Here is a 14,915-nt window from a genome sequence, read left to right as displayed (position 1 = left end):
CCCTGGCAGTTTATTCAGCTACCCTTGCATTGGCGAATGACGAAGCCTGGACTCCAGCTGCTGCAGGTCGGGCGGCAGGGCTGCAGATACTTCGAGCGTCTCCATTCCGAACGGATGGGAAAACCTGAGAATTGCTGCATGCAGCGCCTGCCGTTTCACGAACATTTCCTTTCCGCCATAGAGCGTATCTCCGATCAACGGAAAGCCCACATAGCTGAGATGGACCCGTATCTGATGGGTTCGTCCCGTCTCCAGCTCGCATTCCAGCTTTGTCGCCGTTTCGAAGCGCTCTGTTACCCGATAGTGAGTGACTGCAGCATCCCCGGTGGGAGTCACTCTCCTGCGGTTGGAGTGAAAGCGATCCTTCCCGATCGGCTCGGAGATCGTCCCGCTTTCCTTTGACAGCCTCCCGTGAACATAGGCAATGTAGTGCCGCTTGATTTTTCGCTCGCGCAGATGTTCGTCCAATAGAGCAGAGGCGAGTGCATGCTTGGCGTACATCACAACCCCTGACGTCTCCTGATCAAGCCGATGAACATGGCGGACACGCGCCGCGACGCCAGTCCGTTCAAAATGGCCGGCGACAAGATGATCCAACGTTTTTTTATGGAATTTCTCCGTCGGGTGCAGCAGCATCCCTGCCGGCTTGTTTACGATCAGCAGATGATCGTCTTCATACAGTACCTGCAGCTTTTCTGGCGAGGGGTCCAGACCAAAAGGTTCCGGGGCACAGGCCCTGACCTTGATTTCCTGCCCGGCCGCTACCTTGACGTGTTGGGCAGCCGGATTTCCTTCCAGCCAAACCTCTTTATGCTGAAAAAGCAGATGAACCTGCTTTTTCGGCCACTTCCAGTGTTCCCGGAGCAAGCTGCCGATTCCAAGTCCGTCGACTTCATCGGGGATCGTCCCGATCAGCCATTCTCCTTGTTTTTTCATTGCTATCATCAGAGGTTATCCCCCACAGCCGATCTCTTCGTCTCGGTTATTCCAGCGTCTCGCTCACCTGAATCGCCCGATCGAGGAAATGCTCGATCTCTTCGCGGCTCTTGCCGAGCTTGCTTACGAATCTGACGAGTTCTTTTCCTTTGGAGAACGCGATAAAGCTCGGGATGCCAAACACCTCCAGCTGCTGTGACAGCTCTGGCAATGTATCCCGATTGATTGCTACCATATCCAGCTTGTCCTTATACGCCTCTTCGACAGCAGGCATGAACGGATCGATTCGATGGCAATCCGGGCACCAATCCGTATAAAATTTCACGACAACCGGTTTTTCCTGAGCAATTTGTTCTTGAAATTCAGCTTCTGTCTTGATTTCTTTCATCGAACTTGCCCTCCTCTGGTTTTATCTGGCTATAGTGTAGCACAGCTAAACATGTTTGTCTTTTTTCTGGAAGCGTGAAGTGTCGTTTAAAAATGGTTTTTTTGTTCAACCAGGCATTTCACAAAGGCTTCCGCCGGTCGGGACAACGGCCGGTCCTTGCGGTATGCCACGACGAGCGTGCGAAACGGCCTTCTCGCCAACCGCACGTAAACAGGATGCTCGGTCGTTCCGGGAGCGAGCGAAATCATCCGTGGCGCAAAAGAAAGTCCCATGCCCGCTGCTACGAGCGACTGTACCGTCTGGATGTTGGTGCTTTCAAAGACGATTCGCGGGCGGAATCCCGCCTCTTCGCAAAGCCTGAGCGAAATCGTGCGAAAACCTTGACCTTCCTTCAGCAGGATAAACGGCTGTCCCGCAAGCTCTGCCAGATCCACTTCCTTTTGCCCTGCGATCGGATGCTGCGGCGGGACGGCGAGAAATATCTCTTCGTGAATCGCCGGTATCGTCTCCAGTGTAGGATCAGTGATCGGCATCGTCAGCAGACTGATATCTATCTTTCCCCGTACGAGCAAATGCTCGAGATGGCTGGAGGTTTCTTCAATCAATTGAAGCTCTACGCCGGGAAACTGGCGGGTAAAATCGGGAATGACTCTCGGCAAGACATACGCCCCCGTAATCGGCAGGCTGCCGACCAGCAGCTTCCCGCTCTCTCCTACAGCATAGGAGCGCATTTCCCTCTCCAGGCCCTCCGCCATGTCGACCAATGTTTGGGCAACCTGGACAAACCTCTGTCCGGCATCGGTCAGCTCTACGTGCTGAGGCAGGCGGTGAAACAGGGGAACTCCCAGTATTTTTTCCAATTTGGCGATTTGCTGGCTAAGCGAAGGCTGTGCCAAATGCAAACGGCTGGCAGCGCGTGAAAAGCTCCGTTCTTCCGCGACTGCGAGCACATAACGAATCTGTCGTAACTCCATGAGGACCTCCCAATAGGCAAAAACTATCCATCTCATAATAATTATATCTTTGAACTATTTCTATTGCCATGATACAACCTTGATAAGAGTTTTGAACGAAGGAGGATTACCCTTATGAAACCTCGCACTATGTTTGAGAAAATCTGGGACTCTCATGTAATCCATGAGGAAGCCGGCAAACCAAGTCTTCTGTATATCGACCTGCACCTCGTACACGAAGTGACTTCGCCCCAAGCTTTCGAGGGTCTCCGCCTCGCCGGACGAAAAGTCCGCCGCCCGGATCTGACATTCGCTACGATGGACCACAACGTCCCGACAGCGGACCGCTTCAATGTCAAAGATCCGATCTCTCGTCAGCAAATGGAGACGCTGACCGCAAACTGCAAAGAATTCGGAATTACGCTCGCCGACCTGAACAGCCCTGATCAAGGGATTGTGCACGTCATCGGTCCCGAGCTTGGCCTGACACACCCGGGAAAAACGATCGTGTGCGGCGACAGCCATACCTCCACGCACGGCGCGTTTGGCGCACTCGCTTTCGGGATTGGCACCAGCGAAGTAGAGCACGTGCTGGCCACGCAATGCCTGCAGCAGTCCAAACCGAAAACGCTTGAAGTCCGTGTAGTGGGCGATCTGCCGTATGGAGTAAGCGCAAAAGACTTAATTTTGGCCATCATCGCAAAATACGGAACAGACTTCGCGACCGGATACGTCATCGAATACACCGGCGATGCCATTCGCAAGCTGACGATGGAAGAGCGCATGACTGTATGCAATATGTCTATTGAGGCCGGTGCCCGCGCTGGTCTGATCGCTCCTGACGAAACCACTTTTGCCTATCTGAAGGGCAAGCGCCACGTACCGCAGGGAGAAGATTTCCTGGCTGCAGTCGAACAGTGGAAACAGCTCTGCACAGATCCGGGAGCGACTTACGACCACTATGTAGAAATCGACGCGAGCCAAATCGCCCCGCAGGTCACTTGGGGAACCAGCCCGGGAATGGGTACAGACATCACCAGCACAGTGCCGCATCCTGATTCTTTTGAGACGGCAGCACAGCGCAAGGCTGCTCAGGACGCCCTCTCCTACATGGGGCTGACGCCTGGGACTCCGATGAGTGAGATCAAGATCGACCGCGTCTTTATCGGTTCCTGTACGAACGGCCGTATTGAAGACCTGCGCCGTGCAGCTGAAGTGGCAAAAGGCCGCAAAGTCTCTTCCCACGTACACGCGATGGTCGTCCCCGGCTCCCAGGCCGTCAAGCAGGCAGCCGAGCAAGAAGGACTCCACCTGATTTTTCAAGAAGCTGGCTTTGAATGGCGCGAATCCGGCTGCTCCATGTGTCTTGCGATGAACCCGGACATTTTGCAAGAAGGCGAGCGCTGCGCTTCCACCTCCAACCGCAACTTCGAGGGTCGTCAGGGACGCGGCGGCCGTACCCATCTGGTCAGTCCGGAAATGGCTGCCGCTGCGGCGATTGCCGGCCACTTCGTAGACGTACGCGAATGGAAGCGTGAAGGCGTGAACAAGGAGGTATTCCAATGAACCCATTTGTCATCCATACAGGACTGGTAGCACCGCTCGATCGTGTAAACGTGGATACAGACGCGATCATTCCGAAGCAATTTCTGAAGCGCATCGAACGCACTGGCTTTGGCCAATTCCTCTTCTACGAATGGCGCTTTACTGCTGACGGCCAGCCTATTGATTCTTTTGTGCTCAATCAACCGAAATACGCAAACTCTACCGTGCTTTTGGCCCGGAACAACTTCGGCTGCGGCTCTTCCCGGGAACATGCCCCCTGGGCTTTGCTCGACTACGGCTTCCGCGTTGTCATCGCGCCGTCGTTTGCTGATATTTTCTACAACAACTGCTTCAAGAACGGCATTTTGCCGATCAAACTGAGTGAAGAGCAAGTGCAAGAGCTGTTCTCCCGTGCGCAAAGCAAGGACAACTACGAACTGACAATCGACCTGCAGGAGCAAGTGGTCAAGGATAGCGACGGCCTGTCCTATCCGTTCGAGGTGGACTCCTACCGCCGTTACTGCTTGCTGAACGGTCTTGACGATATCGGCATCACGCTTCAGTACGAAGACAAGATTGCTGCATACGAAGCGAAAAAACGCGCATAATCGCGCAAAAAAACAGTGCGAAGGCAAAGGATACTCCTTGCCTTCGCTGTTTTTTACCATCATCATCATAGAAGAGTCTTGCGAGAAAGTAAAGTCCGCTCCCCTTCCCCGTCAGGCAGTCTCGATCCCGTCCTCCGTTTCCAGACCGAATGCGGAAATCGCCTGTTCACGCAGCTTATACTTCTGAATCTTGCCTGACGCCGTCATCGGGTATTCCGACACAAACTGGATATAGCGCGGCACCTTGAAACGGGCTATCTTCCCTTCGCAGTAGGCGAGCAGCTCTTCCTCCGTCAATTCTTCTCCCGGCTTCACCTTGATGCAGGCCAACACCTGCTCTCCGTACTTGGCGTCCGGGACCCCGACAACCTGCACATCCAGCACCTTTGGATGTGTGTACAGGAACTCCTCGATTTCCCGCGGGTAGATGTTTTCCCCTCCGCGGATAATCATATCCTTTAACCGGCCCGTGATCCGATAGTATCCGTCTTCATCCACGGTAGCCAAATCTCCCGTATGCAGCCAGCCCTCGTGGTCGATCGCTTTTGCGGTATGCTCGGGCATGTTGTAATACCCCTTCATCACCAAATAGCCCCTCGTGCAAAGCTCTCCCTGCACACCGGGCGGCACAGTTTCTCCGGTGACCGGGTCGATGATTTTGACCTCTACTTCATCATGGGCCCGCCCGACTGTCGTAACGCGACGCTCGATGGAATCATCCGGCCTCGTCTGTGTAATGACCGGCGAAGATTCCGTCTGTCCATAGGCAATCGTAATTTCGCGGATTCCCATTTTCTCTACCACATTTTTCATCACCTCGATGGGACATGGCGAGCCAGCCATGATGCCGGTGCGAAGCGAGCTCAAGTCGCGCCCGGGAAAAGAAGGATGATTCAGTTCGGCGATAAACATCGTCGGAACCCCGTACAACGCCGTACACCGCTCCTGCTCTACGACATCCAGCACGATTTCCGGATCAAACGCGATGACAGGAACCATCGTCGCTCCAGTCGCTACGCTCGCAAGCGTTCCCATCACGCAGCCGAAGCAGTGGAAAAAAGGCACGGGAATGCAGATACGGTCTGTTTCATCCAGCCGCTGGCATTCCGCCACCTTGATCGCATTATTGACAATATTGACGTGAGACAGCATGACGCCCTTCGGAAAACCTGTCGTTCCCGAGGTGTACTGCATATTGATCACGTCATCGGGATGAAGCGACTGCTGGCGGGCTATCCTTTCCTCGTCGGAGGCTTCGGCTCCGAGACTCAGAATATCGCTCCACAGGAACATGCCCGGCTGGCGCTCCTCGCCCAAATAAATGACGTTTCGCAGATGGGGCAGGCGTTCCGACCGCAGCTCCCCTGGCTTGCAGTGATCCAGCTCCGGACATATTTCCTTGATCATTTCCAGATAGCTGGCATCTCGGTACGAATCGATCAAAAGCAAGGTGGTGGCCTCTGATTGATGCAGGAGATACTCCAGCTCGTGCACCCGATAGCTGGTGTTTACCGTCACCAGGACGCCGCCTATTTTCGCCGTCGCAAATTGAGAGATTACCCACTCCGGGACATTCGTCGCCCAGATCGCAATATTCTCCCCTCTGTTGATCCCGAGTGAAAGAAAGCCTCTGGCAGCCTGATTGCAAATCTCCTGAAACTGGGCGTAGGAGTAACGGAGCCCCTTCTCTGGGTAGACGACGGCATCCTTTTGCGGGAACCGTCCTGCCGTCTCATCCAACAGGTCGCCAATCGTGATGGAACGCAGCATTCATAGCCCTCCATTCATTTTTTCTGACTATTCCGCATTATTTTTCATTTGATTCGCTCTCCTCCCAGCTTATTCCTTCTCGGGCGCAAAAAGAAAAGCGTCCCCTGGCGGAACGCTCCCTTATTTGACCTCGAATGTTTTGACTGCTTCGATCTTGTAGGGCAAGTGATTGCTGTAATTCAGCTCTACCCGGAGCTCGTGCGTGCCTTTGGGGAGTTTTTTCAGCAGAAATTCCGGCTGATAAATCATTCCCTTGGCTTCTCCGTTCAGATAGAGATGAGCGTGGCCTTGGCCAAAAACCGCCTGCGGTTCCAGCTCCCCTTTATCACCCACGAATTGGAAGTTCTGCGTCAGGAGCGAAACTTCCGCTGTGTTCCCCTCTACCTGGATATCCAGATTGAGCGATGGTTTTTCTGTACCTGCAGGCTGGGTTATGGGCATAGCAGAAGCAGGGATACCGGGATCTTGCATCCTGTAGGAATCAGAGACATTAAGCGGGTCCTTCACCAACAGTACAATGCCGGCAACCAGTACGATCAGAAATACAATGCCGCCCAAAATAAGGTTTCGCAAACTGACGATAAAGACCTTCATATTCTACTCTCCCTTTCGCAAATGCTTGTCACCACCAATTAGTACATGCATACGCAGAAAGAAAGAGAGATAGAAGCGAAACTTTTAGCGGTAATTGATAAATTGCACCTCGATAGGCAGATCCGCCTTGCGAATCGCAGCGATCACCAGTTGAAGCTCGTCCTTGCTTTTTCCGACGACGCGGACCTGGTCATCCTGAATCTGGGACTTTACCTTTACGCCCGTTTCTTTGATAATGCTGGCGATCTTCTTGGCATTGTCCTTGTCGATGCCCTGCACAAGCTTGACACGCTGCCGAACCGTCCCCCCTGCCGCCGGTTCCATTTTTCCGTACTCGAGATTTTTCACCGGAACATTGCGCTTCACCAGCTTGCCGATGAGAATATCTTTGACCTGGCCGAGCTTGAACTCGTCATCAGAGATGAGAACGATCTCTTCTTTCTCCAAACTGATGCTGCTTTTGCTCCCTTTGAAATCAAAGCGCGTCTCAATCTCTTTCAAAGCGGTATGGATCGCATTCGTCACTTCTGCCAGATCTACTTTGGAAACAATATCGAAAGAGCTCTCTTTACTCATTCGGATTCCCCTTTTTCACAAAATTCCTACTACCAAATGACTATCAAATCGCTTTTACCAAACCTCCGTCTACGAGAAACGCTTGACCCGTCACATAGCTGTTGGCGGGAGAAGCGAGGAACGTTGCCATCCGCGCGAATTCTTCGGGATCGCCGTAGCGTCCCAGCGGGATCATCGCTTCCATGCTCTTTTTTACGTCTTCCGGATCAATCTCAAGTGACTGCGCCCGCAGCTTATCCAGGGAAGCGACACGGTCGGTGGCAATGCGGCCAGGGCCGATCGTATTGATGAGAATACCGTCCGGCCCAAGCTCGGATGCCAAGCTTTTGGCCAAGCCGAGGACTCCCGTGCGAAAGGTGTTGGACAGGATCAAATTCTCCAACGGCTGTTTAAACGACGAGGAGGCGAAATTGACGATCCTGCCGAATTTCTGCTGGCGCATATGCGGCAAAACGGCTCTGATTGCGCGAACAAAGCTGAGCAGGTTCAATTCAAAAGCGGCCTGCCAATGCTCATCAGTCATTTGATCAAACGTGCCTGCTGCAGGGCCGCCTGCGTTGTTGATCAGTATGTCCACCGTTCCAAAGCGGGCGACTGTCTCCTTGACCAGGTGCTCGATGTCCTCCGATTTGGTCACGTCGGCGACGACCGCCAGCGCTTCTTTTCCGGTGGCCTCCCGAATTTCTTCGTATGTAGCGGATAATGCTGCTTCATCCCGCCCGCAAATCGCAACATGGGCGCCTTCAGCGGCAAGACAAAGCGCTGTCGCTTTTCCCAAACCTTTCGTCGAAGCCAAAACAATCGCTGTCTTTCCTTGCAAATGAAGATCCATGAAACCTTTCCCCTCCCAGCTACAATTTGGCATGCTGCCATTTTCTTTCTTCATTCTACAGAAATATCTGACAAACGCCTAGTACAGGAAACGCAGGAACTGTACTTCCGAAAAGAAGAAAAGAAGCGGAACTGTCGCTCCGCTTCTTCACTATTATTCGTTTCTTTTTTACATCCATTTCTTTTTCACATCCAAGCAGCTAAGTGTCCGTCGGCTGTATTTCTGCCTTGGACAGTCGTTTGGCCAAGCGTTTGGCCTCACGAGTCTGCTTGCGAGCCAGGCGCCGCGCTTTCGCGTTCTCGAACAGCGAGTAGAGCACCGGCACCAATACGAGTGTCACGATCGTATGGAAGACCAAACCGGATATGACCGCTGTGGCAAGCGGCGCTTCCAGATCGGAGCCCTCCGCTACTGCCAGCCCCATCGGCAGCATGCCCAGGATGGCAGTCAGCTTGGTCATGATAACGGGACGCACCCTGTCTTTTGTCCCTTGGACGATCGCTTCTCCCAATTCCATTCCCCGCTCGCGAAGCAGATTGATCCGGTCAATGAGCAGGATGGCGTTGGACACTACGATACCGACCAGCATGATCATCCCGATCATGGCCATCTCCCCAAAGACGCGCTGGGTCAGCACGAACCCGAGAATCACACCGACTAAGGCCATCGGAATGGTCAGCATAATAATGAACGGTTGAGACATGCGGCCGAACTGGGCCACCATGATCACGTAAATCAGCGCGATCACACCGAGGAAGACAAAGAGACCTTGGGTCATGGTAGAGCTTTGCTCCTTCAGTTTGCCGGCAATCTCCACTTGATACCCTGCCGGGACGGCAAGCTGCGGAAGCTTTTCGTTGATCTGCCGGCCGACCGTACCCAGGTCGCTGCCCAGCAGCTCCGCGGAGACAGTGACGATCCGCTCGCCTTTTTCATGCGTGATCGTAACCGGCGATTTGCTGTAACGCCATTCTACCAGATCGCCCAAAGGCACCTCTGCGCCTGTTTTGGACGTGATCATGATCTGATTGAGCTGCTCCGGATGCTTTAGCCAGCCCTCCGGCATTTTGGCTACCACATCTACTTCAATGCCATCTGTCGTAATGGTCGTCACCGGCTGATCCCCGATCAACATGCTGATCTGCTGCAGAAGCGAGCGATGATCGACCTGCATCCGGGCCAACGCCTCCTGCTTCGGGAGCAGAGTGACTTTTTCTTTGCCTTCTTTAAAGTCATTGCGGATATTGGAGACGCCTGGTATCGTCGCAAGCATGCCTTCCACTTCGCCTGCGATTTGACGCATTTTCTCCATGTCCTCTCCGGTAATATCGAGCTGTACCGGTGCAGCTCCTCCCTGGCTGCCAAAAGAGGTGGTAATGCTCTCGATTCCCTGAATCGCTTGAAGCCGCTCATTTATCTCCAGCGTCAGCTCGTCTTTCCCTTGCTGTCTCTCTTTTTTTCCTTTCAGCATCAAAAACAGCTCTGCGTTTTCTTTGCTTGCGAAAAAGAAGACATCCTTGACGTCCGGCAGCTCGCGAAGCGTTGTTTCCGCGTCCAGAGCGGCTCTCTGGGTGTTCTCCAGCGTCGAGCCTGTCGGCATGGTGATCGAAGCGAACACCATATTTTCATTTGGATTGATGCCCTGCCCCATCTTCATGAACGGCATCAAGAAAAAGGAACCGACAAACAGGCTCACGGCAAGCATGATCGTCTTGATCCGGTGACGCAGCGCTTTTCTCAACAGATTCGTAAACGCCCGGACAATGAAGTGCTCCTTGCCTTCTCCTTCCAAAGATACCTTCTTGTCGTTCTTGAGGAAACGGTCAGAGAAGACAGGAACAAAGAAGAACGCGGCCAATGTCGAAGCTGTGATTGCAGCCGTAACCGTAAAAGCGATGGCACCTAAAATCGGCTTGAGCCAGCTTTCAAAATCCGCCAGCACGAGCGGCAAAAATACGACAATGATCGTCAGCTGGGAGGTAAACACGGGAGTCATGACCTCGCGAGTCCCTTTTACAATCGCCTGGGTGATGGGCTCCCCTTTTTCCCGAAACTGATAAATGGATTCCAGAACCACGATCGCGGCATCGACGATCAGACCTACGGACAAGCTGAGCGAGAGCAAGCTGATCATATCGATATTGTAGCCGCCTGCCTTCATCGCGATAAAGGTCATCATGGCCGACAAGGGCAGGGTCGTGGCGATCACCAATGTCACCCGCCAATTGCGCAGAAAAACGAGCAAGACCAAAATGGCCAGAGCACCGCCGATGATCACATCACGGCTCAAATTGGTGACAGCGTGATCGATATAGGAGACAGCTTCGATCATCACCTTTAGCTGATACTGCCCGTTTGCTTCGGCGTTGATTTGTTTGACAACCTCTTCCACTTTTGCCTGCGTGGAGATCAAGTCGCTGCCTTCCGCACGTTTGACGCTGAGGTTTACAAACACCTGTCCATCCGTCAAGGCGACGAAGTCCTTTACTTTTCCGCGCATGTCATCGATTATCGCCAATTGGTCCAACGTAACGGTTCCTTTTGGTGTATCGATCGCAAGTTGACTCAATTCCTGAGCTGTCGTGTACGAGTTGTCAATCATTACGACTGTATCGAACCCGGTATTTTCGAGGGTCCCCACCGCTTGCTTCCAGTTGGTTGCCTGGAGCTGGTCAATTACCCCCGACGGAGTGGCGTGATAAGCAGCCAAGCGCTCTGGTCGCAACGTGACCGTAATCTTGTTTTCAAAGCTTCGATCCGATACTTCGACTTCCTTTACCCCGGGAACATCCTCGATCCGATCCTTGATTGATGTTTTTGCCAAACTGAGCATCGCCTTCGGTTCTGCTCCGACCATGGCGTATTCAATCAACATCTCGTCACCCAGGTTGTCTTGCATGACATTGACGGTATCTACGTTTTTAGGAAAATTATTGCGAAGCCTGTTAACGGCGTTTTGAACGTCCTGCTTGACGCGTTCTCCTTCCCCTTCCTCGGCGGTAACCCGGATTGTGACCGAGCCGGTGCCTGTTGTCGAGGAGTATTCTTTCACGCCTGCCATTGACTTGATCTCCTGCTCGACCTTCTTGGTGATCTTTTCCTCCATTTCTTCAGGAGGCAGCGACCCGCCGGATATCCGGACGGAGATCTGCGGCAAATTGGTTTTCGGTACGAGCTCGATATTAAAGCTAAACAAGGCGCCGAGACCGGCAATAGTGATGAGAAAGGTGAACAGATAGACAATCAGCCGTCGTTTCAGCAAAAAGAGAATAATCTTTTCCATGCCTATTCCCCTTTCGCCTCCACTTTTTGCCCTTCTACATAGAACGTGATGCCGGAGCGCAGAAGCTGGTCGCCATCATTGACTCCCGACAGCACCTCGATCCGATCTCCCACCATCTGGCCCGTTTTGACCGGCCGCTTAACGGTCAATCCATTTTCAACAGCCATGACGTAATACTCGGATTGGGAGACCCCGACGCTTTCAAGCGGTACGAGAAAGCCGTTCAGCTTGCGGGGAATTTCAACCGTTGCCACCATTCCGCCCTTCCATTGGCCTTGCGGGTTGGGCACAGTTACCTCGACACGGTATTTTCCCGTCTGTTTGTCAACGACAGGTGATACAAAGCTGATCGTTCCTTCACTTTTTTTGCCGTCCTCTCCCACGACCTGGACTTTCGCGTTTTCCTGGTACTGGCCGATGACGTCGTTCGCGACATCCAGCGTGACTTTCACATCGGACAGGTCGACGATCTGAATCACTTGCTCGCCCGGAGATGCCAGCTCCCCGACTTGCTTGGAAACATCCACAACCATGCCTGCGAACGGAGCGACAATTTTTGTATCATTAAGCGTCTTTTTCGCCCGTTCTACTTGCCCCGCAGCCTGCTTGATGGAGGCATTGGCGACAATCACATCCTCCGGCTCTGCGCCACGCAGGAGCTCTTCCAGAGCGAGCTTGTCGTTCTGCAATTGTATTTGCGCCTGGTCTTTGGCCCGTCGACGATCGTCAAGCTCACTTTGGGAAATGGCTCCTCCGGCGAACAGCTTTTCTCCCAGCAGGACATCCTGGCTGGCTTTGTCAAAATCCTGCTGGGAGCTTTGGACCTGCAGCCGCTGTTTTTGAATGGATTCTTCCGATGCGCCTTTCAGTGTTTTTACCTTGCGGGCATTTGCTTCTTCCACCTGGCCGGCAGCCGCTTCCACTTCTTTCTGGTAATAGCGGGTATCGAGGCTGGCCAGCAACTGGCCTTGCGAAACTTTGCTCCCCTTGCCAACTGGCAGTGAAGAAACGGTTCCTGAAGTGCCGAACTGCAGAATCGCCTCTCTTTTGGCTTCCACCAACCCCGTCGTCGTCAACAGTACGGGATCTGTCGACTTCCTGACTGTAAATACTTCGACTACTTTTGCTTTTGTTTCTTGCTGTGCTGCCGGTTCGGAAGCTCCCGGCCCGCACCCGGCGGTCGTTAGTACAACGATGGCCAGTAGAATGGATGCGCGTCTCTTCACGAAAATTCCTCCAAATCGTAACAATCATTCCCAAGGGTATTGTGCCAGTTTTTCCATCCTTTTCAAAACAGCCAGCGGATGGAACTTCGTCTCCGCCTTGAGACGGAGGGGCTCTGGTATCCTTTCCCCTTCAGTCATTACGAAATAGATACTTGAAAAATTACCTCTTCTCTCCAAAAATGTGTCTGATTTGTGTCGTTTCGCGTTAAGAAATAAAAAAACCAGGGACAATTCCCTGGTTTTACACTCGTTTATCGACTTGCTGCCTAATAGCGGTTATGCTTGGCCGATGAGCTGTTCCATCTCTTCCAGTCTCTTTGCGAACACAGCCAACGCTTCGCGGATCGGTTCCGGAGACGTCATGTCCACGCCAGCTTTCTTCAACAATTCCAGCGGATAGTCGGAGCTTCCGCTTTTGAGGAATTGCAGATAGCGGTCTACAGCGGGCTTGCCCTCCTCAAGAATTTGCTTGGCGAGGGAGGTCGCTGCCGAGAAGCCGGTAGCGTACTTATAGACGTAAAAGTTGCGATAGAAGTGAGGAATTCTCGCCCATTCCAGATCGATTTCCTTGTCAACGATCATATCTGAACCGTGGTAGGCGACATTCAGCTCTCTGTACAATTCGCTCAAGCTGTCTGCGGTAAGCGGTTCTTCCTGCTCTGTCTTGGCATGCACGAGCTTTTCAAATTCGGCAAACATCGTCTGCCGGAACACAGTCCCGCGGAACTGCTCCAGGTAGTAGTTGAGCAAATACATCCGCTGCTGCTTGTCAGTCGTCGTTTCCAGCAGATGGTCCATGAGCAGAGCTTCATTCAGCGTGGAAGCCACCTCTGCGACAAAAATCTTGTAGTCCGAATAGGTGTACGGCTGTTCCTTATGGGAGTAGTAGCTGTGCAGGGCATGCCCCATTTCGTGGGCTAGCGTAAACATGTTGTTGACGTTGTCCTGGTAGTTCATCAGGACGTACGGGTGAGATGTGTACGCACCCCAGGAGTACGCTCCGCTCGTCTTTCCTTCGTTTTCGTAGACATCGACCCAGCCATTTGAAAACCCTTCAGCCAGCACGCTGCCGTACTCATCTCCGAGCGGCTTGAGCGCTTCCTTGATCGTCTCCACGGCTTGCTCGTACGGGATCTTCATATCAACCTCAGGGACAATGGGAACATACAAATCGTACATGTGCAGCTCATCTACCGCCAGCATTTTCTTTCTCAGCGCGATGTAGCGATGCATGAGCGGCAGATGCTCGCGAATCGTAGAAATGAGGTTGTCGTAGACGGACAGATCGACGTTGTCGGCAAACAGGGCCGCGTAAATGGCCGACGGGTACTTGCGCGTGCGGGCGTAAAACACGTCAGCCTTGACTGCGGACGTGAGGGAGGCTGCAATCGTATTGCGATGCTTCCCGTATGTGGCATACAGAGCCTCGAACGCTTCACGGCGGACGCGGCGGTCCTTGCTTTCCATAAACTGCACATAGCGGCCTTTGGTCAGTTCGACTTCTTCCCCGTTTTCATCCGTGATCATCGGAAATTTGATGTCTGCATTGTTCAGCATGCCGTAAATTTTGGAGGGCGCGGAAGCAAGCTCGCTTACATTGGCCATAATCGCCTCTTCTTCAGCCGAAAGCGTATGCGGTTTGAACCGCGTGATTTCCTCCAGAAGAATGCGGTAATGCTCGAGACCTGGCACTTCTTTCAGCCATTTCTCCAGCTCTTCTTGCGGAATGCCCAAAATCTCCGGCTGTATGTACGAAATGGCTCCGTATACTTGTGTACTGAGCGTCGTCGCCCGATCCGTCAGCGCCTGGTAGGTGCTGTTCGTATTGTCCTCGTCGCGGCGCATCCGGGCGTAAACGTATACCTGGTCAAGCGTCTTCAGCAGTTCATCCTGGAGGCGCAGCGTTTCGAGCAACTGTTCTCCGGAGCTGCCCAGCTTGCCTTTTTGGGTAGCGATTCTCTCGGCCAGTTGCTTCACTGTTTGCACGTCTTTTTCCCAATCGCTGTCGCTCGCGTACATATCTTCCAAACGCCATTTGAATTCCGCAGGCACCTCATTGCGCTTTGGCAACGTTTTGCTTTTATTCAATATCACTCACTCCTCGCATTCGTTTCGGGTGGCAAAACAATCCATATGTATTATCGTAGCGTATTCTTGCACCGGGTTCAAATCAATATACGAGCAAGAAGCCGACTTTCCATGGA

General features: G+C 52.9%; 12 protein-coding genes. 2 read left to right on the top strand and 10 right to left on the bottom strand.

Features of this window, described 5'->3' with window-relative positions; genetic code table 11:
• Nucleotides 1-18: 18 nt before the first annotated feature.
• The 3 genes from NSQ24_RS12590 to NSQ24_RS12580 all read right to left on the bottom strand — a co-directional run bounded on the left by NSQ24_RS12590 (nt 19) and on the right by NSQ24_RS12580 (nt 2,298).
• The gene (locus NSQ24_RS12590; protein WP_251255726.1) at nt 19-945 is read right to left on the bottom strand and encodes an RluA family pseudouridine synthase; all 927 of its coding nucleotides are present in this window, start codon (nt 943-945) and stop codon (nt 19-21) included.
• A gap of 37 nt (nt 946-982) precedes the next feature.
• Nucleotides 983-1,324, bottom strand: a complete 342-nt coding sequence (locus NSQ24_RS12585; protein WP_003387005.1) for a thioredoxin family protein — start codon at nt 1,322-1,324, stop codon at nt 983-985.
• A gap of 86 nt (nt 1,325-1,410) precedes the next feature.
• A complete protein-coding gene (locus NSQ24_RS12580; RefSeq protein WP_003387006.1) occupies nt 1,411-2,298 on the bottom strand; it encodes a LysR family transcriptional regulator in 888 nt (295 codons plus the stop codon).
• 114 nt (nt 2,299-2,412) lie between these two features.
• On the opposite strand from NSQ24_RS12580, the gene leuC reads away from it, so the two are divergent.
• On the top strand, nt 2,413-3,843 hold the full coding sequence (gene leuC, locus NSQ24_RS12575; RefSeq protein ID WP_003387007.1) for a 3-isopropylmalate dehydratase large subunit: 1,431 nt from the start codon (nt 2,413-2,415) through the stop codon (nt 3,841-3,843).
• Nucleotides 3,840-4,430, top strand: a complete 591-nt coding sequence (leuD, locus tag NSQ24_RS12570) for a 3-isopropylmalate dehydratase small subunit (RefSeq protein ID WP_003387008.1) — start codon at nt 3,840-3,842, stop codon at nt 4,428-4,430. Before leuC ends, leuD begins: the two co-directional genes overlap by 4 nt.
• 111 nt (nt 4,431-4,541) lie before the next feature.
• Here leuD and NSQ24_RS12565 read toward each other — a convergent pair whose 3' ends face one another.
• From NSQ24_RS12565 to pepF, 7 genes are all read right to left on the bottom strand, one after another.
• The gene (locus NSQ24_RS12565; RefSeq protein WP_003387009.1) at nt 4,542-6,200 is read right to left on the bottom strand and encodes an AMP-binding protein; all 1,659 of its coding nucleotides are present in this window, start codon (nt 6,198-6,200) and stop codon (nt 4,542-4,544) included.
• Between the two features lie 120 nt (nt 6,201-6,320).
• On the bottom strand, nt 6,321-6,794 hold the full coding sequence (locus NSQ24_RS12560; protein WP_339167917.1) for a hypothetical protein: 474 nt from the start codon (nt 6,792-6,794) through the stop codon (nt 6,321-6,323).
• 84 nt (nt 6,795-6,878) lie between these two features.
• The gene (locus tag NSQ24_RS12555; protein ID WP_003387012.1) at nt 6,879-7,370 is read right to left on the bottom strand and encodes a YajQ family cyclic di-GMP-binding protein; all 492 of its coding nucleotides are present in this window, start codon (nt 7,368-7,370) and stop codon (nt 6,879-6,881) included.
• Nucleotides 7,371-7,413: 43 nt separating this feature from the next.
• Complete coding sequence (locus tag NSQ24_RS12550; RefSeq protein WP_003387013.1) at nt 7,414-8,202, bottom strand: SDR family oxidoreductase; 789 nt, start codon at nt 8,200-8,202, stop codon at nt 7,414-7,416.
• Between the two features lie 199 nt (nt 8,203-8,401).
• Nucleotides 8,402-11,485: an efflux RND transporter permease subunit gene (locus tag NSQ24_RS12545; protein ID WP_339167913.1), complete on the bottom strand. Its 3,084-nt coding sequence runs from the start codon at nt 11,483-11,485 to the stop codon at nt 8,402-8,404.
• Nucleotides 11,486-11,487: 2 nt separating this feature from the next.
• Entirely contained in the window at nt 11,488-12,711 is a 1,224-nt protein-coding gene (locus tag NSQ24_RS12540; protein ID WP_003387015.1) for an efflux RND transporter periplasmic adaptor subunit, read from the bottom strand.
• A gap of 276 nt (nt 12,712-12,987) precedes the next feature.
• Complete coding sequence (gene pepF / locus NSQ24_RS12535) at nt 12,988-14,799, bottom strand: oligoendopeptidase F (protein ID WP_172921107.1); 1,812 nt, start codon at nt 14,797-14,799, stop codon at nt 12,988-12,990.
• Nucleotides 14,800-14,915 lie beyond the last annotated feature (116 nt).

The sequence above is a fragment of the Brevibacillus sp. FSL L8-0520 genome, from assembly GCF_037963895.1.
Classification (GTDB): Bacteria; Bacillota; Bacilli; order Brevibacillales; family Brevibacillaceae; genus Brevibacillus; species Brevibacillus borstelensis.
The sequence above is the reverse complement of the archived record's forward strand: the minus strand, read 5'-3'. Positions and strand labels throughout refer to the sequence as shown.